This window comes from Dactylosporangium vinaceum, assembly GCF_019904175.1.
Classification (GTDB): Bacteria; Actinomycetota; Actinomycetes; order Mycobacteriales; family Micromonosporaceae; genus Dactylosporangium; species Dactylosporangium vinaceum.
Window position 1 is genome coordinate 8,315,460 of sequence record NZ_CP061913.1, and the last position, 21,903, is coordinate 8,337,362.

At 68.0% G+C, this 21,903-nt stretch carries 15 protein-coding genes and 2 pseudogenes; 10 read left to right on the forward strand and 7 right to left on the reverse strand.

All coding sequences use genetic code 11. The features are described 5' to 3' along the window. The first annotated feature begins 147 nt into the window (after positions 1 to 147). The 5 genes and pseudogenes from Dvina_RS37380 to Dvina_RS37400 form a co-directional block, all read left to right on the forward strand. Positions 148 to 7,230 carry a polymorphic toxin-type HINT domain-containing protein gene (locus Dvina_RS37380; RefSeq protein WP_223094228.1) on the forward strand — a complete coding sequence of 2,361 codons (7,083 nt, stop codon included), beginning with the start codon at positions 148 to 150 and terminating at the stop codon, positions 7,228 to 7,230. Positions 7,231 to 7,238: 8 nt separating this feature from the next. After that, positions 7,239 to 7,718 (forward strand): hypothetical protein, encoded by a 480-nt coding sequence (locus tag Dvina_RS37385; RefSeq protein ID WP_223094230.1) that lies wholly within the window; start codon positions 7,239 to 7,241, stop codon positions 7,716 to 7,718. Between the two features lie 682 nt (positions 7,719 to 8,400). After that, a pseudogene (locus Dvina_RS37390) lies at positions 8,401 to 8,784 on the forward strand (IS110 family transposase); the annotation flags it as partial. Positions 8,785 to 8,965: 181 nt separating this feature from the next. Next, on the forward strand, positions 8,966 to 10,114 hold the full coding sequence (locus tag Dvina_RS37395) for an ISAs1 family transposase (protein ID WP_246655574.1): 1,149 nt from the start codon (positions 8,966 to 8,968) through the stop codon (positions 10,112 to 10,114). A gap of 139 nt (positions 10,115 to 10,253) precedes the next feature. After that, a pseudogene (locus tag Dvina_RS37400) lies at positions 10,254 to 10,616 on the forward strand (transposase family protein); the annotation flags it as partial. A gap of 357 nt (positions 10,617 to 10,973) precedes the next feature. Here Dvina_RS37400 and Dvina_RS37405 read toward each other — a convergent pair. The 5 genes from Dvina_RS37405 to Dvina_RS37425 all read right to left on the reverse strand — a co-directional run bounded on the left by Dvina_RS37405 (position 10,974) and on the right by Dvina_RS37425 (position 14,898). Beyond that, positions 10,974 to 11,822 (reverse strand): IS3 family transposase, encoded by an 849-nt coding sequence (locus tag Dvina_RS37405; RefSeq protein WP_223094232.1) that lies wholly within the window; start codon positions 11,820 to 11,822, stop codon positions 10,974 to 10,976. A gap of 86 nt (positions 11,823 to 11,908) precedes the next feature. Next, positions 11,909 to 12,142, reverse strand: a complete 234-nt coding sequence (locus tag Dvina_RS37410) for a hypothetical protein (RefSeq protein ID WP_223094234.1) — start codon at positions 12,140 to 12,142, stop codon at positions 11,909 to 11,911. Positions 12,143 to 12,823: 681 nt separating this feature from the next. Then, a complete protein-coding gene (locus Dvina_RS37415; protein ID WP_223094236.1) occupies positions 12,824 to 13,819 on the reverse strand; it encodes an aldo/keto reductase in 996 nt (331 codons plus the stop codon). 78 nt (positions 13,820 to 13,897) lie between these two features. Next, entirely contained in the window at positions 13,898 to 14,512 is a 615-nt protein-coding gene (locus Dvina_RS37420) for a hypothetical protein (RefSeq protein WP_223094238.1), read from the reverse strand. Continuing rightward, on the reverse strand, positions 14,509 to 14,898 hold the full coding sequence (locus tag Dvina_RS37425) for a hypothetical protein (protein WP_223094240.1): 390 nt from the start codon (positions 14,896 to 14,898) through the stop codon (positions 14,509 to 14,511). Before Dvina_RS37425 ends, Dvina_RS37420 begins: the two co-directional genes overlap by 4 nt. A 271-nt stretch (positions 14,899 to 15,169) precedes the next feature. Between Dvina_RS37425 and Dvina_RS37430 the strand changes: the two genes are divergently transcribed. Beyond that, positions 15,170 to 15,772, forward strand: coding sequence for a hypothetical protein (locus Dvina_RS37430; RefSeq protein ID WP_223094242.1), 603 nt, complete (start codon positions 15,170 to 15,172; stop codon positions 15,770 to 15,772). Between the two features lie 107 nt (positions 15,773 to 15,879). On the opposite strand, the gene Dvina_RS37435 is transcribed toward Dvina_RS37430, so the two are convergent. Both Dvina_RS37435 and Dvina_RS37440 read right to left on the reverse strand, forming a co-directional pair. Beyond that, positions 15,880 to 16,515, reverse strand: coding sequence for an SMI1/KNR4 family protein (locus tag Dvina_RS37435; RefSeq protein WP_223094244.1), 636 nt, complete (start codon positions 16,513 to 16,515; stop codon positions 15,880 to 15,882). Between the two features lie 758 nt (positions 16,516 to 17,273). Then, positions 17,274 to 17,975, reverse strand: a complete 702-nt coding sequence (locus Dvina_RS37440; protein ID WP_223094246.1) for a TetR/AcrR family transcriptional regulator — start codon at positions 17,973 to 17,975, stop codon at positions 17,274 to 17,276. A 246-nt stretch (positions 17,976 to 18,221) separates the two neighbouring features. Between Dvina_RS37440 and Dvina_RS37445 the strand changes: the two genes are divergently transcribed. The 4 genes from Dvina_RS37445 (at position 18,222) to Dvina_RS37460 (ending at position 21,794) form a co-directional block, all read left to right on the forward strand. After that, on the forward strand, positions 18,222 to 19,262 hold the full coding sequence (locus Dvina_RS37445) for a medium chain dehydrogenase/reductase family protein (RefSeq protein WP_246655576.1): 1,041 nt from the start codon (positions 18,222 to 18,224) through the stop codon (positions 19,260 to 19,262). A gap of 105 nt (positions 19,263 to 19,367) precedes the next feature. Then, positions 19,368 to 20,027 (forward strand): DUF998 domain-containing protein, encoded by a 660-nt coding sequence (locus Dvina_RS37450; protein ID WP_223094248.1) that lies wholly within the window; start codon positions 19,368 to 19,370, stop codon positions 20,025 to 20,027. A 125-nt stretch (positions 20,028 to 20,152) separates the two neighbouring features. Continuing rightward, positions 20,153 to 20,812: a DUF998 domain-containing protein gene (locus Dvina_RS37455; protein WP_223094250.1), complete on the forward strand. Its 660-nt coding sequence runs from the start codon at positions 20,153 to 20,155 to the stop codon at positions 20,810 to 20,812. Between the two features lie 73 nt (positions 20,813 to 20,885). After that, the gene (locus Dvina_RS37460) at positions 20,886 to 21,794 is read left to right on the forward strand and encodes an alpha/beta hydrolase (protein ID WP_223094252.1); all 909 of its coding nucleotides are present in this window, start codon (positions 20,886 to 20,888) and stop codon (positions 21,792 to 21,794) included. The last annotated feature ends 109 nt before the right edge of the window (positions 21,795 to 21,903 follow it).

The window sequence follows — 21,903 nt, forward strand, 5'->3', positions numbered from 1 at the left end:
GCAGGCCGTTGATGCTTGAAGATCCGTTTTGACCGATCTCCAGGTGTCGATATTAGTGGGACGGCCATAGCCAACTTATTCCGGATCATGAGAAAGTGCATCCGCCTTCATGAAACTGTCATACTTTGCGACCTCGGGGAGCGGGCATTGAGTACGAACCTCGGCTGGAAACTGTCCGCACGCCGAACGTCCTTGTTGGCGCAGGTATTGGTGGTCCTCCTGGTCGGCAGTGCGGCCACTGTGGTGTTGCCAGCGACAGCGGGGGCCGCCCCACCATTGCAGCCACAGCCGAACCCCGGCCCGCAGGTGACGAAGGTGCACGCGGCGACAGCGAACGACGCCGCGAAGGCCGTGCCGCCACCGGAGTTCCGGGCAAGCGCCACCGCGCTGCCTGCTGCGGGTACGGCAACGCTGACCCTCGACGTCAAGACCAAGGCGCGGGCCGCCGGGTCGCCGGTGTGGGCGCAGCCGATAGCCGACGCGCAGGGCCGCTACGTCGGCCCGGCCACTCTCGGGGTGCAGGTCGCCGACCGCACCGCCACCGAGCGGGCCGGCGTCACCGGTGTCCTGCTCACCGTCGACCCTCAGTCCGCCGGTTCGGGCATGGCGCAGGTCGGTGTCGACTACAGCAGCTTCGCGCAGGCCTACGGCGGGAACTACGCCGAGCGCCTTCACCTGGTGCAGTTGCCTGGGTGTGCGCTGTACACGCCGCAGCGGGTGGAGTGCCGGCAGGCGATCCCGCTGCCAACCACCCGGGACCGGGAGGCCCAGGCGCTGTCAGCGCCGGTGATGTTCACGGCCCCGGCCCGCACGGCGAACGTTTCGGCGGCGTCACTGTCCGCGACAACCGCGCCGATGATGGTCCTAGCCGCGACCGCTGACGGCGGGCAGGACGGCGGCAGTCTCGGCACGTACGCCGCGACAGACCTCAAGGCGTCCGGCTCGTGGTCCAGCGGTGGCAGCACCGGCGGGTTCAGCTACAGTTACCCGGTCGTCGTGCCGCCGACGTCGGTCGGGACGGCCCCAAACCTGGGCCTCGGATACAACTCGGCCAGTATCGACGGGCAGACCGCGTTCGCGCAGGCGCAGGCGAACTGGGCGGGTGACGGGTGGTCGCTGCCGCAGTCGTACATCGAGCAGTCGTTCCTGTCATGCAAGGACTCCCCGGAAGGCTCGGCGGTCACCAACGCCACCCCGGACCTGTGCTACAACGGGCCTGTCCTGACGATGTCGCTGAACGGTTCGTCGACGTCGCTGGTCTGGGACGCCGGGAAGTCGGTCTGGAAACCCGAGCACGATGACGGTTCGGTGGTTACCCATGTGACGAACCAGAACAACGGCTCGGGCACGCACGACAACGACTGGTGGACGGTCACCACCCGCGACGGCCGAACGTACTCCTTCGGCCGCAACCACCTGCCCGGCTGGGCGCCGGGGAAGGCGGCCACCGGCTCTGTGGACTATGAGCCTGTCTACATGGGCCACTCCGGCGATCCGCTGTGGAGCATGTGCCCGTTCCCGACCTCGGCGTGCACGATGGCGTACCGCTGGAACCTCGACTACTCCGTGGACCCCCACGGCAACGCCATGGCCTACTACTACCACCAGGACACGAACTTCTACGGCCTGCACAACGGGGCAAGCAACGTCTCATACGTGCGCAACAGCTACCTCGACCACATCGACTACGGCTTTGCCGACGGCAACGCCTACGGCACCGTGCCGAACACAGTCCTGTTCGGCACTGACATACGCTGCACCAACGCCCCGTGCACGCCACTGAATGCCTCGACGAAGGCGAACTGGCCCGACGTGCCCTACGACGCCATCTGTGTATCCGGCACGACGTGCCCGGCACACTCGCCATCGTTTTTCTCCACGGTACGGCTCAAGACGATCACGACCCGGCAGTGGTCGACGAGTGTCAACGACTACGTCACGCTCGACACGTACACGTTGACGCACAGCCTGCCGCAGCCCACCGACAACACGTCGCCGACGCTGTTCCTGACCTCGATCGTGCGGACCGGCAGTGACACCAGCGCCGGCGGCTCGAGCGGCCCGAACCCGGCGATCACCCTGCCGCCGACGACGTTCACGCCGGTGGCGCTGGCCAACCGGCGCGACACCACGTCGTATCCGGCGCTCTACCGCAACCGGATCGGCTCGATCACCACCGAGACCGGCTCCGTGATCAGCCCCACCTACACCGTCGTCAACCCCTGCTCGACCCCGGTGACGCTGGACCCGGCCACGAATACGACGTCGTGCTATCCGGTGTACTGGACACCGGAGGGTCTGGCCAACCCGATGCGGGACTGGTTCTTGAAGTACAGCGTTACCAAGGTGACCCAGTCCGACCCGCTCGGCGGGGCCCCGGCGACGGCGACGAGCTACCAGTACTTCGGCGGCGCGGCGTGGCACTACGACACGAGTGAGGTCGTCAAGCCGCAGTACCGCACCTATGGGCAGTTCCGTGGCTTCGGCGACGTGAAGACCACGACCGGCGACCTCGCCAACGACGCGCGGACGCGGGCGGAGACGCTCTACTACCGCGGCATGTCGAACAACAACAACACGACGGCGGTGACGCTGTACGACTCGCAGGGCGCCGGGCACGACGACGCCGACCAGCTCGCCGGCAACGTCCTGGAGGCCAAGTCGTACCTGGGTGAGAACGGGCCGGTCGACCACTCGACGATCACGTCGTACTGGGTGTCGCCAGCGACCGCCACCCGCAGCCGGACGGGCCTGCCGGCGCTGACAGCGAACTGGATCGCGCCGGTGGAGACGTTCACCCGCCAAGCGGTGACCGGGCCAAGCGGCACGACGTGGCGCTACACCGAGGCCGACACCACCTACGACACGAACCCGTCCAGCGCCACCTACGGCTCGATGGTGTGGCAGTACACGCACACGGTGCCGGTCCAGGCCGACTACGATCGGTGCACGCACACGACGTACGCGCCGGCGAACGCGGGCAAGAACCTGGTCGCGTTGCCGTCGGCGGTCGAGACGGACGCCGTCGCCTGCGGCGGGTTCACCGCAGTGGCGCACCCGTCGGCGCCGTGGGGGTACAACTCGCTGACCGCGCCCGCGGCGGTGAACCGGCCGGCGCAGGTGGTCTCCGCGACCCGGACGTTCTACGACGATCCGACGTTCGGCACGGCGTTCCCGCAGACGACCGCGCCGACGCGCGGCGACCCGACGATGACACAGAAGGCGTCGGACTACATCGGCGGCGCCCTCACGTACCTGACCAACACGAGGGTGGCCTACGACAGCGCCGGGCGCATCACCAAGACATACAACGCCAACGGCTACAGTGTCACCACCGCCTACACCACCAACGCGGTCGGCCTCGTCACCGGCAGCACCATGACCAACGACACGCTGCTGACGCACACGTCGACGACGAACGACCCGACCCGCGGCCTGGTCCGCACGGTGACCGACGCGAACGGTGTGGTGACGACCCGCGAATACGACACGCTGGGCCGGGCCGCGGCGGTGTGGCTGGTGTCCCGGCCGACGACCGACCCTGCAAACTACCTGTACACCTACAACGTCGCCAACACCGGCCCGGCCGGGCGGGTCTCGGTGCTCACCCGGACCATGAACTCCGCAGCCGGCTACGTTGCATCCACGTCGATCTACGACGGGATGTATCGCATTCGGCAGACGCAGACGGCCACACCGAACGGTGGCCGGTTGATCAGTGACACGTCCTACGACAGCCGCGGCTGGACCCGCGCTACGAACGTCGGCTGGTCGAACCCTGGCAGCGCCCCCGATACGACACTCGTCGCACCGGACCAGGTCACCCCACCGCCAGCCATCCCCGTACAACACCTGTACACCCATGACGGCCTCGGACGGGTCGTGGTCGACACCAGCGCCAACTCCGGTGTCACGGTGTCGTCGACGACCACGGTGTACAACGGCGACCGCACGACCGTCATCCCGCCGCCCGGCGGCACGACCATCACGATCAAGACAGATCCGCTGGGCCGCACAGTCGAGACGGACCAGTACAGTGCGCCGCCGGCGCTCAACACCCCGGCGAACACGTTCACCGGGGTGTATACGGTAAGCGGCGGCACGGCCGTGGTCACGCAGTTCGGCTTCGATAGCCACGGCAACCAGAACACCGTCACCGACGCCGCCGGCTCGACCTGGTCCAGCACCTACGACCTGCTCGGCCGGGTCACCGCGAAGACCGACCCGGACGCCGGCGGCAGCAGTTACCAGTACGACAACCTCGGCAACGTCACCCAGATCACCGACAGCCGCTCCAAAACGACCTCATTCGTCTACGACGCACTGAGCCGCAAAACTGCCGAATTTGATGCGCCGTCGACTGGGCAGAACGCGGAGAACCAGGTCGGCGCCTGGGTGTATGACAACTCCGACAACGCCATCGCGGGCATGAAGTTCCCGGTCGGGCATCTGACCAGATCCACGGCGTTCTGGAACGGCAACGCGTACAAGATCCAGTTCCGGAACTTCAACAAGTTCGGCGAGTCCCTCGGCGAGACCGTCACCATTCCGTCCGGGACCACCGGCGAGGGTTCCGTCCTAGGCCAGTCCTACGTCTACGACCACACGTACGCGACGTTGACCGGTCTGCCACTCACAGATTCATACCCGAGCGCCGGCGGACTTCCGGCAGAGACGGTCGGCTACTCCTACACCAGCCCGCTCGATCTGGTCAGCACCGTCGGCGGTCTGGCTGCCTACGAGGACGGCACCGGCTACGACGACTGGGGCCGACCGAGCTCCACCACCCTAGGCGCCCAGCCGAACGTTGCCCACCTCACGAACCAGTTCGACCCGCACACCGGCCAGCTCACGGACGTGAAGGTCACCCGGCCGAACACGGCCCCGAACGACGTCAACGAGGAGGCGTACCAGTACGACCTGGTCGGGAAGCTGCTGCGGCAGACGTCGACCCGGCTGGGCGCCACGGCGGCCACCGAGACGCAGTGCTACGGCTACGACGGCCTGGCCCGCCTCACTGCCGCCTGGACGGCCATCGACGACTGCACGGCCACACCGACGCCGGCCAGTCACGCGACGGTCGGCGACACGCTCGGCGCGTCCGCGGCGTACTGGACGACGTGGAGCATCGACCCGCTGGGCAACCGGACCCAGCAAGTGAAGCACGCCGCCTCCACCGGCGCCGACACGACCACCGACTACACCTACAACGGCGACGGTACCGGCCAGCCGCACACGCTGACCGGCACTATCACCACGGGCGCCGTCACCACGACGTACCACTACGACAGCGTCGGCAACATGACCTACCGCAGCACCCCGGCCCAGGGCTCGAAGACGTTCACCTGGAACGACCAGGGCCAGCTCGTCGCCGCGGTCGGCAGCAGCGGCACCACCTCGTACAAATACGGCGGCGACGGCAACCTACTCGTCCAGCACGAGATCGGCACCACGACGTTGTACCTGCCGGGCGAGCAGCTCGTGCTCAACAACACCACCCAGGCAGTCACCGGCACCCGCTACTACGCCCTGCCCGGCGGCGCCACGGCGATCCGCACCGGCACAGCGGCCAGCGACTACACGTTCCAGCTCTCAGATCAGCACGGGACGCCAAGCCTGTACCTCAACAGCTCGGTGCAGACGGCGACTTGGCGGCAGAGCACCCCGTACGGCGAGGCGCGCGGCGCGACCGGCAGCTGGCCGGACAATCGGGGCTTCCTCGGCGCGCCGACGAACGGCGACACCGGCCTGACCCGCCTGGGTGCCCGTGACTACGACCCAGTGACGGGCCGGTTCACCAGCCTCGACCCGGTCCTCGCTGTCGGCGACGCGCAGCTGCTCAACGGGTACAGCTACGCCCGCAACGCCCCGACGAACAGCAGCGACCCGAGCGGCCTGTGCCCTCGCGACCGGTGCGAGGGCTACGGCCAGGCCCCAGGCCACCCCGATTGGAAGCCGGCGGACGGCAAGCAGGACGATCCCGGCGGCGACTACCAGCCCGACAACGACCCGGGGATGCCGTGGCTGAGCGCGAAGGCCCCGACCAAGAAGCTCAGCAAGAACATGACCGACAAGGACGTCAAGAACTTCTTCTCGGGCATGGGCTGCGAAGTCTCCGGCGACGGCCCGGTCACCAACGCCGACGCGATGGCCTGTTCCAAGAAGAGTGCGGACAACTGGACGCAGATCTGCACCCTGATGTACGGCGGCGATGCCGACAGCACCTGCCTGAAGGATCCGTTCGCCAGGGGCGGCATGGCCGTCCCGATCGCCATCGTCGGCATCTTCGTCTGCTCGGCCCTCATCGAAGTCTGCGTCGTCGGCGTCTATGACATGGCCGCCTACGGCGGCACCGGCATGGGCTTTCTGGAGGGCGCCGGATTGGGCGCCGAGGGTGCGGCCGTCGACCGTGCGGTCACCGAGGCCGGCGCCGAGGTGGACACGGCTGCTGGAGCCAAAGCCGCCGAGGAGCAACTCGCCAGAGCGTGCACGAACTCCTTCACCCCCGACACGCTGGTCCAGATGGCCGACGGCACCACAAAGCCCATCGCGGACGTCCGGGTCGGCGACCAGGTACTCACGTCCGACCCGGACACCGGCGACACGACAGCCCACGTCGTGACACAGCTGCACCGGAACCTGGACCGGGATCTGACGGATCTGACGCTCACCGGAGACGGGCGGCGGACCCAGACCGTGCACACCACGCACGGCCACCCGTTCTGGAGCGAGACCCGGCACACCTGGATCGACGCCGGTGACCTACGCCCAGGCGAGCGCCTCCACACAGCCGACGGCACCACCGAGACCGTCGTCGCGCGCACCAACCGCACGCATCACGCGGTGATGTACAACGTCACAGTCGACGCCGTCCACACGTATTTTGTGATCGCCGGGTCCAAGTCGGTGCTCGTGCACAATAGTGGCTGTGTCATAACTCCGGAAGGCTGGAAGCACGTTCAGGACTTCCATCGTCCGGGCGGGTTGGGTGTCGATGAGGGGAAGAGTGTCTTCACTGGGTCGGATGCCGATGTGCAGGATCTGATCCAGCAAACGGTGCAGCGTGGCCGTCCGCAACGGAATACACAAGGTCGTGACGGGACGGTATATGAGTGGGACTTCGGGCGCGCTGTCGGTACCAAGAGTGTGACAGACGGTGGCGGAGAAGCCACAATGGTGCGAGTCGTCGTCAACCCGGATGGAACGCTCCGGACCGCCCATCCCTTCTAGGAGGCGCAGTGATGTTCATTGACTTCGCAATTGATCCATTGGACCGCGTATTGTCGCCGCTCTGGCGCTCGGGCCGTCAGGTTGATCTGGCATCGGTCAGTGAGATGGATCTTCGGTATGAGTATTTTTGGAGCAGGGTTCGGCTCGTCGCCGACGAGACAGACCTGACCGCGGGGTGGGGCAAGGTCCCGCTCCTGGACTTCGCTGCAACATTGGCAACAATGGCAGATTCACTTACTCGTTCGGGCGTCGGGGTGATGGATTTGACCGAAAGTGCAGCTACGCTGACCTTCGTACGTCGAGGTGATTTGGTTGATGTTCATGACGCTCAACGGCGGAGTGTCGCCACATGTGGAACCGCTGAGCTGCTCGCTGCCGTGAAGGCCTTCGTCGATAAAGTGATGACAACCCTCTCGGAAGATCATCCCGAAATAGCCCTGAATAAGTTTTTCCGTGATCTAGGTACCGTATTCATATCCGAATGCTGAGCTCGTGGCCTAGTATCGGTAGTTTACACTTTTCCGTTCAAGCGCTGCTGGCCTCGGCCTGCCGGCGGTTCAATTTTTACCGCAGACTTCATCAAGCGGGATCGGAGCGGTGCGGTTCGCATAATCGACTCAAAAGTTAATATCGGTTCAATTGCGCAAGCCGGGCGAAAGGGTGCCCCGGACATGAAGGTGGGTGAAGCGACGGTCTATATCAGCCGCCTCAAGGCGGCATATGGGTTGCGAAATGGTGATGTAATGCCTGCGACCTCTGTTGAATTGGCCATTGGGCCTGTCCCACGTGTGGATAACCTATATAGGGCCGTAACTGTTTTGCGACCTCTACGTGCACGGAACCATGGAGGCGAGGGAATGCCTGACCTTTGAAGCGAAGACAGTTGTCGGGAGTATGTGGAGAAGCTCACTGACGGCGAATCCCCCCCCCCCCCGTTACCTTTTTGATCGTCCCCAGCCGGGGACTGCTCGGTCGCTCGGCCTGGTATGACTTACTGCCCCTGTCGTTGGGATGATCCGGGGGGTGTTGTCGCCAGGCCGGGTGGCGTCGGCGGACCGCTGATAGGGACCCGGCCGCCCCGTCCGGGGTTGGTCTCTTCGTAACGTGGGTGCCGGCAGTCCGACGCCGAACCGGCGGCCGAGACCGCTTCGTCGACGGTGTGGAGGCGTGGTGCACGGCGAATACAGCGTGTTCCTCGGGCTGGACGTGGGCAAAGGCGAACACCACGCGGTGGGTCTGGCCCTCGACGGCAAGCGACTGCACGACGCGCCGCTGCCCAACACCGAAGCCAGGCTGCAGGCGTTGTTTGCGAAGCTGGCCCGGCACGGCACGGTGCTCGTGGTGGTTGACCAGCCGGCCTCGATCGGCGCGTTGCCGGTCGCGGTCGCCCGGGCCGGCGGCCATCAGGTGGCCTACCTGCCTGGTTTGGCGATGCGTCGCACCGCTGACCTGCATCCGGGCAGCGCGAAGACCGATGCGCGTGATGCTTACGTCATCGCTGACGCGGCTCGGACCCTGCCGCACACGCTGCGCCGGGTCGACACCGGCGACGAGGCCCCAGGGCCTCGGCAAAGTCGTGATGGGTGTCCGGCTTGAGGTGATTGGCGTAGACGCGCCTTGTCTGGAGGCAGCAAGACGGGCATGACCCGTTCGGAAGATCATCAAGGTTCCTACGCCATGTTGATCGCCGCCGAAGTGAGCCATGCCCGCATCGCCATCATCGCTGATCGCCTCGTTGTCACCTGCACCGGCCGGTCTGTTCGAGCTCCGCCCGTCGGAGCTGACCGCCGGTCTGCCCGCCGCCCTGGCCGCCGTGCCCGACCCGCGCGCCCGTCGCGGCATCCGCCATCGCCTGGCCGTGGTCCTCACCGCAGCCGTCTGCGCGGTGATAGCCGGTTACCGCTCCTACACCGCGATCGGCGAGTGGGTGGCAGATCTCCCCGCCGGGACAGCACTGCTGCTCGGGATCGACACCGATCGGCGGCCGTCTGAGGCGATGATCCGCAGACTCCTGCAGGCCGTCGACCCCGATCTGCTCGCCGCGGCGATCGGAACCTGGCTCGCCACCAGGATTCCCGAGCCGCCACCCGGTTCCAGATGGGCGATCGCCGTGGACGGCAAGACCATACGAGGCTCACGCACGCGCCACGTCACCGCCCGGCACGTCCTGGCCGCCGCGGACCAGCACACCGCAGCCGTGCTCGCCAGCACCGACGTCGACAGCAAGACCAACGAGATCACCCGCTTCGCCGCGCTGCTGGATCAACTCCATGACCTGGACGGCGCCGTGGTGACCGCCGACGCGTTGCACTGCCAACGCGACCACGTCACCTACCTCGCCCAGCGCGGCGCTCACTGGATCCTGACCGCCAAAGGCAACCAGCCCACCCTGCACCAGCAGCTCACCGGCCTGCCCTGGCACCTCGTCCCCATCGCTGACCGCACCACCGACCGCGGCCACGGCCGCCGGGAGATCCGCACCCTGAAGATCCTGTCGGTCTCCACCGGCATCGACTTCCCTGACGCCGCCCAGGCCCTGCAGATCCGCCGTCGCCGGCGACCGCTCGACGAACCGAAACGCTTTACCACCGAAACCGTCTACGCCATCACCGATCTCCAAGCCCACCAAGCCAAACCATGGCAGCTCGCCGATTGGATCCGCGGCCACTGGACGATCGAGAACAAAGTTCACTGGGTCCGCGACGTCACCTACGACGAAGACCGATCCCAGATCCGCACCGGCACCGGACCCCAAGTCATGGCCACCCTCCGCAACGCCGCCATCAGCGTCCTCCGCCTCGACGGCACCACCAACATCGCCGCCGCCAACCGCCACTACGCCCGCAACCCCAACCACCCACTGGCCCTACTCGGCATCACCTAACGACTTTGCCGGGGCCCTGATCAGCGAGCCATTTCCAAGCTGACCTTGCGGCTCAGGGTGGGCACGGCGGCGATGAGGGCGAGGCTCCAGGTAAGACAGCAGTCGACCAAGATCCGATGCCCCAACCGGGAGCCTCGGCGTGCTGTCTTACCCCGCCACGATTCCGCTGTCCAGCCGCGCCCTGAACGACCTCGCCGGGCTCATCCGCGAGCACCGCAACGAGCATCGGTCCCGGTGGCGGCGTCTCAACCCAGGCCGGCAAGCCCTGCTCGCCCTGGCCCACCTGCGCAACGGTGACATCTAGACCCGCCTCGCCGCTGGCTTCCAGGTCGGCGTCGCGACCGCCTGGCGATACGTGCAGGAAGCGATTGCCTTGCTCGCTGCGGCCGCCGGTGACCTGGCGGCGGCGATGGCGCGCCTCCGCACCCTCGCGTACGCACTCCTGGACGGCACGCTCATCCCGATCGACCGCGTCGCCGATCAACGGCCGTACTACTCCGGCTGTGAGAATCAAGGTGCGCTGCAGCGGGTGAGATCTGACCCGTACTCCGGCTGACCCTTGGTGCCTTGTGTTTGATCTGTCGATCGGAGCCCGCAGCAGCGTGTAACGCTTCGAACCGGCAGGGCGTGTCCCGATAGGGGCCTTCGCGAACAGGCACCGTCACAGTCCTGACCGCCAGTCGGTCCAGGGCCATACCTTGTCCATTGCCCGGCCTCGGAGATCATGACCGTGTCCAGCATGCCCACGCCCTTGTCTGGCCCATTTGCACCTGGCCCTGATAGCAGGGTGGTGATCGGGGTGGATACCCACAAGGACGTCCATGTCGTCTGAGGTTCCCCCCGAACAGTGGACAGGTCTTCAAGCAGCGTTCGCTGTGCCTGTCAGGGTTTGCTCGTATCGGATTGGGCTGAGCATCCCGACTGCGGAGTGGCGTCGTTCATGGTTGTACCGGCGAATCCAATTGTCAATCGCGGCAACGAGTTCCGCGCGTGTGGCGAAGGTGTGGCGGTAGTAGTACTCGTGCTTGAACGTGGACCAGAACGACTCGGCCGGGCTGTCGTCCCAGCAGATGCCGGTATCGCCCATCGAGCGTCGCAGGCCGTGCCGGGCGCACGCCTGAACGGTCAGCGAGCCGGTGAACTCCCCGCCGCGGTCGGAGTGCAAGACGGTGCCGGTCACGTCGTGACCCGCGCTCGTGCGGCAGGCTACGGCGGTGTCGATGGCGTGGGCGACCATAGTGGAACCGATCCGGTCGGCCACGACGTGCCCGAGGACCCGCCGGGTATGCCCGTCCAGGATCGCGCACAGGAACATGTCACCCTCACCGCAGGTCAAGTAGGTGATGTCGGTCAGCCAGACCGCGTCGGGCCGGCCCTGGTCGAAACGCCGGCGGACCAGATCGGGCGGGAACACCGCCGCCGGGTCGGCGATGGTGGTGCGCAGTTTGAACGTTCGGGGGCTGATGCCCTCGATCCCGATCCCGGCCATGATCGACGCGACGGTCTTCGCGCTGACCCGCTCGCCGCGATCGCGGAGCTCGGCCGTGATCCGCGGGGACCCGTAGGTGCTCCCGGACCCGGCGTGCACGTCCAGGATCTGCACCGCCAGGTCCGCGCGTCGCTGCTGCCGTGGTGCTGGCTGCGGGGCCCGCACGCGTCGCGCGTGCGCGTAATAGCCCGACGATGAAACCTGCAGCAGCCGGGCCATCCGCCGCACCGAAAACCGCACAGGGCCGGCGTCACCGGCGCCGTCACCGGCGCCGCCGGACTTGTCGGGGCCGGCGTACTTGGCCATCAGCTCGAACCGCGTGAAGGTTTCTGCATCGCGGCAAAGTACGCCGAAGCTTTTACCAGGAAGGCGTTGTCCTTCTCCAACTCGCCCACCTGCCGCCGTAACCGCAGCAACTCCGCCCGCTCGGCCGGCTCCAACGGCGTATCCCCGACGACTTCGGCAGCCACGACCCGGCGCCGCTCGTCTTTGACCCAGACACGCAACATGCCCGGATCGATCCCCAACTCCCGGGCCACCTCAGCGATCGTCCGATCCAATCGATCACCCGATGAGCAGCCTCGACCTTGTACTCAGCCGTGTACGACCGGCGCTTACCAGGAGGCATACGGACATCCTTCCAGCAGAACCTCCGGTCCTGTTAACTCGGTGTCCACTTTCCGGGGGAACCTCACTCGACCGCACTGCCGGCACGGTCCGCCGGTTTCGGGCAGCGACGAGTGCTGCCGGTGGCACAGTTGCAAGCGCGGCGTACCCGATCGACGGTGTACGGGTTGGCGGCAGTCGACAATCGGGGCCGCATTGCCGACGGCGCCCTGTTCCGCACGCTGGACTGACTTCCTGGTACCCGACTGCAGGTCCGGAAACACCACGGATTCGTCCTGCTCAACGCCGACCAGCAAGGTGATCGCAGCACTGCATTGTGCCTACAACCACGCGGTCGCCGACGGCTACCTCACCGAGGACGAGAACCCGGCCCTGAAGGTGCCTGCTCGTCTACCGTGAGTTCCTCATGACACCCATCGCCTTCGAGCACCCGGAGCTGGTCGTAGTCAGGGGGCTATGCGGGTCCCCTAGCGCGGAGCCGCGTGCCGGGCTGTGCCTCCGAGACACCGACCAGGCCCCGGAGCGCGATGGCATGTCCGCGGGCGCGCCACAATCCGATGGCCTCACCAAGCCGGGAGCCCGCTTGAGGGCGGTCAGGCGCCCGCCGCATCCAGCGTCTCCAGGACCGTCGCGTCGAGTTTGACGTCCAGGCCGACAGCCGTGGACTCATACTGCGCAGGCGTCCGCGGCCCGATCAACGCCACCCGCCGCGGCGACTCCTGGTGCAGCATCCAGGCCAGGACCAGCTGCGTCCCGGTGATCCCCAGCTCGCCCGCCAACCGGCCGACGGTGGCCAGACGGGCGTCTGAGTCAGCGCCGCGGTAGGTGTGCATCTGTCCGAGGTCGCGCTGCTTGGCCGGGTCGTCGTAGACGCCCTTCAAGATGGGCGAGTAGGCCACCAGCGTCAGGTCGTCGTGCGCCTGCAGGTACCGCAACTGCTCATCGTCGACGACGGAGACGGTGTCGCGGCCCGGATGCCGGCGCAGGTACGTGTGTTCCTGCTGGAGCGCGACAGGTGCGGGCCAGCCGTACCTGTCGCAGAGCTGCCGGATCCGCTCCAGCCGCCACGTTGTCACGTTCGACCAGCCGATGTACCGGGTCTTACCCGCCGCCACCAGCCCGGCGAGCGCCTCCAGCGTCTCCTCCAGCGGCGTGTGCAGGTCGTCCACATGCACGTAGTACAGGTCGACGTGGTCGGTGCCGAGCCGACGGAGGCTGCCGTCGAGCGCGTGCCGCAGCGTGTCGCCGCCGGCACCCGCGTACTTCTCGCGGTCGGTGAGCCGACCGGCCCGCGCGGCTTGCGGGTCGGCGACCCAGGCACTGCCCTTCGTCGCCAGGAACACCTCGTCGCGCCGGCCGGAGCGGGCGAACCAGCGGCCAAGCACCGACTCGCTCTCCCCGCCGGTGTACCCGGGACCGGGCCACCAGGCGTAGCAGTCGGCCGTATCGAGGAAGCTGCCACCGGCGGCCACGTACCGGTCCAGGATCGCGAACGAGTCGGGCTCATCGGTCGACGTGCCCATCAGCATGCAGCCGAGGGCGAGCTGGCTGACCTGCTCACCGGTACGGCCCAACGGAATAGTGCGCATGCGCCGACCGTAGGACCTGGAGCGCGCTCCAGGTCAACACGACGTTCGGCCCAGCCGTCCGCGCCGCGGTGGCAACCCTCAGCCGAAGGCGGTGCGCACCCAGGCGGCCAGCTCGGCGTCGCCGCGGCCCTCGAGGAAGGTGGCCAGCCGGTCCCGGTCGGCGGGCGCGGTGTCCTCGATGATGCACATCAGCTCACCGGTGCGCCGGTCGGCGGGCCGGCCCGGCAGCTTCGCGTCCCGGTCGCGCAGCGCCGCGTGCAGGGCGGCCCGCGGCAGCAGCGGCAGCCAGGTGTCCTGCAGCGCCGCGCGCAGGGTGGCCACGAACTCGCCCGTGCGCTGCTCGAGGGTCGCCGCGGTGACCTCCCAGATGCCGGGCGGCCAGCCGTTGGGCGCGGCGATACGGTCCCAGATCAGCCCGTCGCCCTCGCGGTACCGGGTGCCCCGCGCCGCGGACAGCGGCACCCGGCGGGTCCAGGCGGTGTACGGCAGCACGCATAACGCCACCGCCAGGTGGAACGACGCCGTACCGGCCGGGGCGGCGCGCCGCTCGGTGTACACCGCCAGGCGGTCGCCGCGCTCGCCGTCGACGGTGAGGACGGTGCCCTCCCGGCGCACCCCGAGGTCGGCCTGCTCGCCGGTGGCCGCGTCCAGCAGCGCACCGACGAGGGCCGGGGCCTTCAACGACCTGGTCACACCGCTCCCGCGAATCCGTAGGCGACGCCGCCGAGGGTACCGGCACCCGCCACCGCCGCGGCGCCGGCCGCGACCTCCGGGGCGATCAGGATCGCGACGCCGACCGCGACACCGGCCAGGAGCAGGCCGCCGATGACGGTCTCCGGCGACAGGTAGCAGACCCAGCCGGCGTTGCAGGCGGGGACCTCGGCCCGGATGAGAACGTAGGCGGCCGCGACGGCGGTGTTGTGCTCCAGGGTGAACCAGGGCCGGCCCGGGCTGGCGGCCGCCCTCGACTCGACCACGCCACCCGCGGTGCGCGAGGCGACGACCCAGCCGCCGAACTCGTAGTGCCGGGTGCACCACCACGGCACCCGGGCGCCCCCTCCCCCGGAGAACCGGCGCACGCCGAACAGGACGGCCGTGACAGCGCCGTAGCCGATGCCGATCTGCCAGGCTCCCGTCCACGTCTGCTCCCAGACGTATCACCTCGTCCTCGAACCGGACGCTGACGGCGGCCACTTCACCATCCTGGCCGTCGCCTACGTGCCGTACCTGGTCTCGCAGCACGCAGACGGTGACGCATCGACGTCCGCGGGGCTTCCGCCGGCCACCACGAGCCAGTCCGCGTGGCGGCGCCGACTGAGGTAATGCCCTTGTCGATGACATACTGCTCATGTGGATCACGACGACCCGATGTTTGCTCCGATCCGCGATGCGGTGCTCACCTCGGTAGAGGAGCTGTACGACCGTGACGCGGTGATCCTCGGAACCACAGAACGCGTCGTGGTGGGCCGGTTGATGATCTATCTCAATGCCCGACTGACCCAGCTGATCAGCCGAGGCTACGTGCTCGATCAAGAGTACGAACGCTTCGGCCTGGTCAAGAAGGCGTTCACTGGCGGCGCCGCGCTAGAGGATCGAAAGTTTGTACCCGACATCATCCTTCACCGCCGGCTCGACAATGCCGATTCGGCCAACCTCCTTGCCGTCGAGGTCAAAACCGATCGTCAGCGCGGTCGTCTCCACGACTTCGCCAAGCTCTCCCTCCTGACCGGCCATGCGCACTACGCATTGGCTTTCAACAAGTCGCTGCGGCTTGAGGGCGCTGCCACGCCCGCAGGCCAGCGGCAGGTCGGGGAGGTGTACCGACCCGATTGCATGTCTCCGTACCGGTTCGGCCTCTGGCTGCTCGTCCTGCCGCAGCGGGCGGAGTTCTGGTGGTGGCTGAACGGAGCGGCTCCGCAGCTGCTCGATATGCGAACGCCCAGCAGGCCGTAACCTTCCGGCCGGGCCAGCACAGGTACTGTCCAGCTACGACTGGCGACTCCGACTCGACTGGCAGCTGCCTCGTCAGGCCGATGACCCCGCGGGCGGCAGTAAACCGCTCAGCGCCCGTTCCACTCCAGTTCGCCGGTCTCGGTGATCGCGGCCCATGCCCGAGGGTCGCTGGCGAACCCGGCCGCCCGGAGCCGTTCGGCGTACGCGACCATCGCCGGTTGACCCAGTTCGAGAGCGTCGGCGATGTCGGTGAGCATATCGGTGACACCCGTCCAGTCGTGCGGCTTGAGGAATCCCTCCTCGTGGTCCCACTCGCTCACCGAGCCGCGCAACGGGCCAGGGCGCAGGTCGACGAAGAGAACCTGGCCGCAGTGGTCGGTGGAGATCGGCAGGAACGCCGGCTGGTAGCGGTTACTGAAGCTGCCGGCGTCGTAGCCGTCGCTGTCCGGCCAGCCCACCCGCGCTGACAGCTCCACCAACTGGCGGCGTTCGTCACGGGCGACCGCGATTGGCAGGGGCACATGAATCCACGGAATCAGCGCCTGCAGCACTCCCGGTTGGAACCCGTCGGCAAGCCGCCACCAGGCCCGCAGATCGGCCGGCAACGGCACACCGACATCCCGCTCGACCGCGTCGATCAAACTCGGGTCACCCGGCCCCTGGACCTGCGCCGCGGTATCCGGCGCGTGGACACCCAGCCAAGCGGTGATCCGCCGCCACGCGTCGCCGACCGCATCCTCCATACCCGCATCCTCGCCCATGATCCGGTCCGGGCGCCGAGCATCGGGCAATCAGGGTCAGTCTGTAACCGCACCGGCGCGGTCCGCCGAGAGGCCAACCGGCTGCAGCATTGCGCAGCTCTGCGACTTCGCCGTGGCATCGGCACGCTCTGCAGCCGCCGCAACGACAGCAGCAACAGGCAGGCGGGCTGCGGCCGGTGAGGGCGCCGGAGGCGGATGCCGGCCCGCGATCCTGGCCGACCGCGGCTTGCCGCGCAGACCGCACCCGGCAGCCGGGTGCCGGGTGCGGAACTACCGCTGCGGGTGGGTTTTGCGCAGCGGCGCCGATCGGCCGGCCGGGGCGGATCGGGCCAGCACCGCCTTTCCGGCCACCGCGCCGGACACGGGCGGACGCTACTCAGCCCTCGGCTACCACAGCCCCACCGACTACGAACAAACGCTCGGAACCCGACGTCCTGCACAACGACCTGCTTCGGCTCGAAGAGCTGCGGCTGACGCTGCGTCAGAGGGCCGCTGAGGCCGCCGGCTCCGACAGCGACCGCTGGACGCCGCCAGGTGTGCTCGCGGGCGACCCAACGATCGCCACGATCAGCCGCCTGCAGGACGCGCTGCGGCCCACCTGTAGCCGCACCGGACTCGGCGAGCAGCGCAACCGGATCGAACACCCGCCCGCTGAGCCCCGCTGGTACGCCGCATCGCCGTCGACGAGGACCGAGCCGCCCGCCCGGCGCTGCAGTCCCATGGCCCCGGAGTTGGGCCGGTCAAGGGGTAGCCGGCGTCAGCAGCTGGATGGCGTTGTCGACCTCTAGGTCGATGAGTCGTTGGACCTCGACGGTTGATTTGTCGAGCATGCCGGTGAGTTCGAGGCTCACGATCCCGTGTACCCGCGTCCAGATGACGATGGCAGCACGCGCAATGCGTGGTGTGGTTTCCGGTCGTTGCTGGGCACGGGCCCAGGTCCGCAGCTGTCCGTCCAGCGTGCGGTCGCCGCTCGAGGTATGGGTGGATGAGCCGTCGGGTATGGACACGAGCAGGTCGACGAGCAGTGCCATCGCCTGGTCCAGTGGCGTCCGGGCGCTGGCGTCCTCGGGCGCGACGCCGATTCGCTGGCCGAAGAGCATCCCGTACCGGTTGGCGTGCTGCAAAGCCCAGTCGCGGTATGCGGCGACCAGCAGCCGCACCCGGGCGCGCGGCGTCCATCTGCCGCCCTCCAGCGCCTGACTCATGGCCGTGAAGAGGTGCTGATAGGACTGGTTGATCAGGTGTGTCAGCAGCGCGTCCCGCGACGGGAAGTAGCGGTACAACCCGGGCGCGGACATTGCCATGCTCCTGGCCAGCGCTGCGATCGACAGCGCGTGCACGCCATCCGCGTCGATGATTGCGAACGACGTGTCTTCAATGTCCTGCAGCGTCTGTGCCCGCAGTCGCTCGCGTCTGCTCACCGTCTGCGGCTCGTTTGTCATCGCCGCATTGTAACGATCCGTGAGAACCGGGACGGTCAGTTGTGACGCTACGGTCCGTAACGGACTGACGGGCGTCATGCCGTGCCGGACACGCGGGGCTCCGGTCGCTGTCCCGACCTCACCTGTTTCGGCTTGACTCTACGCGTCGTACCACTGCATAGTTACTGCCATTCGCATAACGATGATCAGTCGCAAATATCCGGGGAGTCCGTCATGACGGAGATGAACACCGCGGCGGGGGCCACCGTGACCGCCACCGAGGTGGTGCTGCCGGGCAAGGTCGGGCCGGCCGGCCTCCGGCTCGTCCGGCGCACACTGCCGGCACCGGCCGCCGGTCAGGCTCTGATACGTGTGGAGTCGACAGCGGTGTCCTTCGCCGAGAGTGCGATGCGCCGGGGCCGCTACCAGGGTCAGCCCAAGTTCCCGTTCGTGCCCGGCTACGACCTTGTCGGCGTCGTCGAGGCTGTCGGCCCCGGCGTGGACCGGGCGCTGGTCGGCCGGCGGGTCGCCGCACTGACCAAGACCGGTGCCTGGGCCACGGCCGTCCTGCTCACCGCCGCCGAGCTGGTGCAGGTGCCCGACGGGGTCGGCGCCGACGAAGCGGAGACGTTGGTTGTCAACGGGCTCACCGCCTACCAGATGCTGCACGGCAGTGCGAAGGTGCGAGCCGGGCAGACCGTGCTCGTGCTGGGCGCCAGTGGCGGCGTGGGCTCCATCCTGGTGCAACTCGCCCGGCTGGCGGGCGTCCGCGTGATCGGCACCGCCAGCCCACGCCATCACGAGGCGCTACGTGCGCTCGGGGCGGAGGCGATCGACTACCACGACTCCGATGTGGCTGCCCGCGTGCGGGAATTGGCGCCGGACGGCGTGGACGCCGTGTTCGACCACCTCGGCGGTGCGAGCGTCGGCCGCTCCTACCGGCTGCTCAACCGTACCGGCACGCTGGTTTCCTACAGCATCGCGAGCCATCTCGACGACAAGACTCCCGTGCTGCTGACGTTCATGGTCCTGCTGACCAAACTGACGTACTGGAACTTCCTGCCCACGGGCAAGCACGCGAGCTTCTACAACGTCTGGGCCGGCGCCGGCAAGCCGGGCTCGGCCAAGCGCGCGGCGTTCCTGGCTCGCATCCGCAACGACCTGACGCACGTCTTCAGCCTGCTACGCGACGGCAAACTCACCGCGAAGATCGCCGCCCGTTATCCGCTCACCGAGGTCGCCGCGGCTATCGAACTGTCGGAGTCTTCCGGCCGCACCGCCCTGGGCAAGATCATTCTGGCCCCTTGAGCAGGGAACCAGCGACCCGTAGTCGGGAGGAATCCGACCATGGACGACAGACTTGCGCAAACACCGGGATCGAGGGCGCTCGCGGCAGCGGCGATCGCCCTCATCGTGGGCGCGCTGGTGTTTCTCGTCGGCGAGGCCCTGGTAGCTCGTGCCTGGTCCGGTCCGGGCTACAGCTACCGTGACAACTTCATCAGTGACCTGGGCAATCCGCAGTGCGGCCCGTACGACGGGCGGATGGTCTGCTCACCGCTCCATTGGGTGATGAACGGGGCGTTCGTCACCCAGGGCGTGCTGCTCGGGTGCGCAGTCTGGCTGGCCGGGCGGATGCTCGAAGGCCGGTCGCGGGCAGCGGTGTTCTGGGCCGGCGGAATCACCGCCGCGGGATTCGTGCTGACCGGTGTGGCGCACAGCTCGCCCGAGGCCACCGAGAACGGCATGCTGTGGCTGCACTATCTCGGTGCGACGCTGGCAATCCTGGGCGGGAACGCCACCGCCATCCTGGTCAGCCGGCAGTCGCGGCGGATGCGGGTCCCCGCCTGGGTCGGTGCCGCCGGCACCGCCCTGGGCACCCTGGGCATCGTCGCCGCGTTGACGTGGCTGGCGACCTTCCGGATGCTGCCGCCCGGCTTGCTGGAACGCATCGCCGCCTACGCCTTCATGCTGTGGCAGATCGGCTTCGGCGGCTACCTGCTGCACGTCGCCCAGCCCATGCGTACGCTGCTGCGGCGATCCCCGGCCACGACCGGCGGGAAGACCGGCCAATAGACAGGTCCTTGCCGCCACGTTCGCCCTGTCCTGTCGGATCGTCCGGGGTCCGACCGCACCGCCAGAGCCCGACCATCCCGACGGCACGCGGTCCGAGAGACCGGCCTTCATCAAGGAGCACCACCATGTCCTCCGCCACGGCCATCCCGCTTCGTACAGTCGCGCGCTGGGCGGGGCCTGCCCTCATCGCGGCAGTTCTCACAAGCCTGGTCACAGAAGCGATCGTCGCCGCCGCATGGGACCGGCACCCGTACAGCTACACCGAGGACTACGTGAATTTCCTCGGCAGCCCGTTCGTCGGGGAGTTCCGCGGCTTCCTCATCTCCTCACCCCTGTGGTGGCTGATGAGTATCGCGTGGGTCGTCTCGGGAACGCTTGTCGCCGCCGCCAGCATCGCCCTCAGCCGCAAGCTCACCGGCTGGAGACGGCGGACGACCGCCGCCCTCGGCCTCGCCCAGGCGACCGCCCTGATCCTGTTCGCCGCATTCCCGCTCGGCCCGGCGCGCTTCGACGACGGAACCCTGGTGCTGTACCTGATCGGAGCGTTCCTTTCCATCATCGCCGGCAACGCTCTCGCCATCGTCACCGGCTTCTCGAGCAGTAGGCTCGGCCTCCCCCGATGGCTCGCGATTGCCAGCATCGCCCTCGGCGGTATCGGGCTGCTCAACATCCCGCTCACCTACGGATGGACACCCACGGGACTCGCCGAACGCATCTCCCTCTACAGCTACCTGCTCTGGGCTCTGATCACCGGCCTTGCCCTCATCCGCTCCCTCCACCGGTAAACCCTGCCACCCGGAGTGCAGCGCAACCCGGTCCATTCCGATCAACTACCGGACGGCTACGACAGGACTGATCATGAGCGAAGAGCAGCGCGCAGCGATTCACCAGCTCCTCCGGGACGCCCCCTTCGACCTCGGTGGGGCGGTCGCGATCCAGCGGCCGCGACTGGAGGAGATGCTCACCGCGCACCCATTGCCCGACGACGTCCGCACGTCGACCGGCGAACTCGGCGGTGTGCCCGTGGTGTTCGTCGACCTGGCCGGAGTGGACGCCGCCGGCGTGCTCTTCCATCTGCACGGCGGCGGGTTCGCCCTCGGCTCGGCCATGGGCTCGGTCGAGCTGGCTTCGGGACTGGCTCGTCGCACCGGGCTGAGCGTTGTCACGGTGGACTACCGCCTGGCTCCGGAACACCCATATCCGGCTGCCGTCGACGACGTGGTCAACGCCTACCGGGCCCTGCTCGCACGGGAGGGAGGCTCGACGAACGTCGTTGTATCCGGTGAATCGGCCGGTGGGAACCTCGCGCTCGAGTTGCTCCTCGCCCTCCGGGCGGAAGGGCTCGCGCAGCCGGCCGCAGCCGTGCTGCTCTCTCCGATGACCGACCTGACCGTGAGCGGGGAGAGCTACCGCACCAAGGCCGCGGCCGATCCGAACATCACGGCCACGGCCATTCGCACCCGGGTCGGTGACTATCTGGGCGGTACCGGCGTCGACCCGGCCGATCCGAGGGTCAGCCCGATCTTCGCCGATCTGACCGGCCTGCCCCCGCTGCTCGTGCAGGCCGGCTCGAACGAGGTGCTGCTGGACGACGCCACCCGCCTGGCGGTCCGGGCCGCCGCCGACAACGTGGCGGTGATCCTGGACGTCGTCCCCGGCGTGCCCCACGTCTTCCAGGCTTTCGCCGCCACCCTGGATGAGGGCGCCGCGGCACTGGACCGGGCTGGACGCTTCATCGGCAGCCACCTCGCGTCTGCCACGTCCTGACCGCGCAACCACGCCATCGATCAAGAGGGATCTGAACCGCCTGCAGGTGCATGCCCGTACCGTGCCTGCCCGGAGGGCGGCACGTACGGCGCCGGCCGCCGCTCGAAGC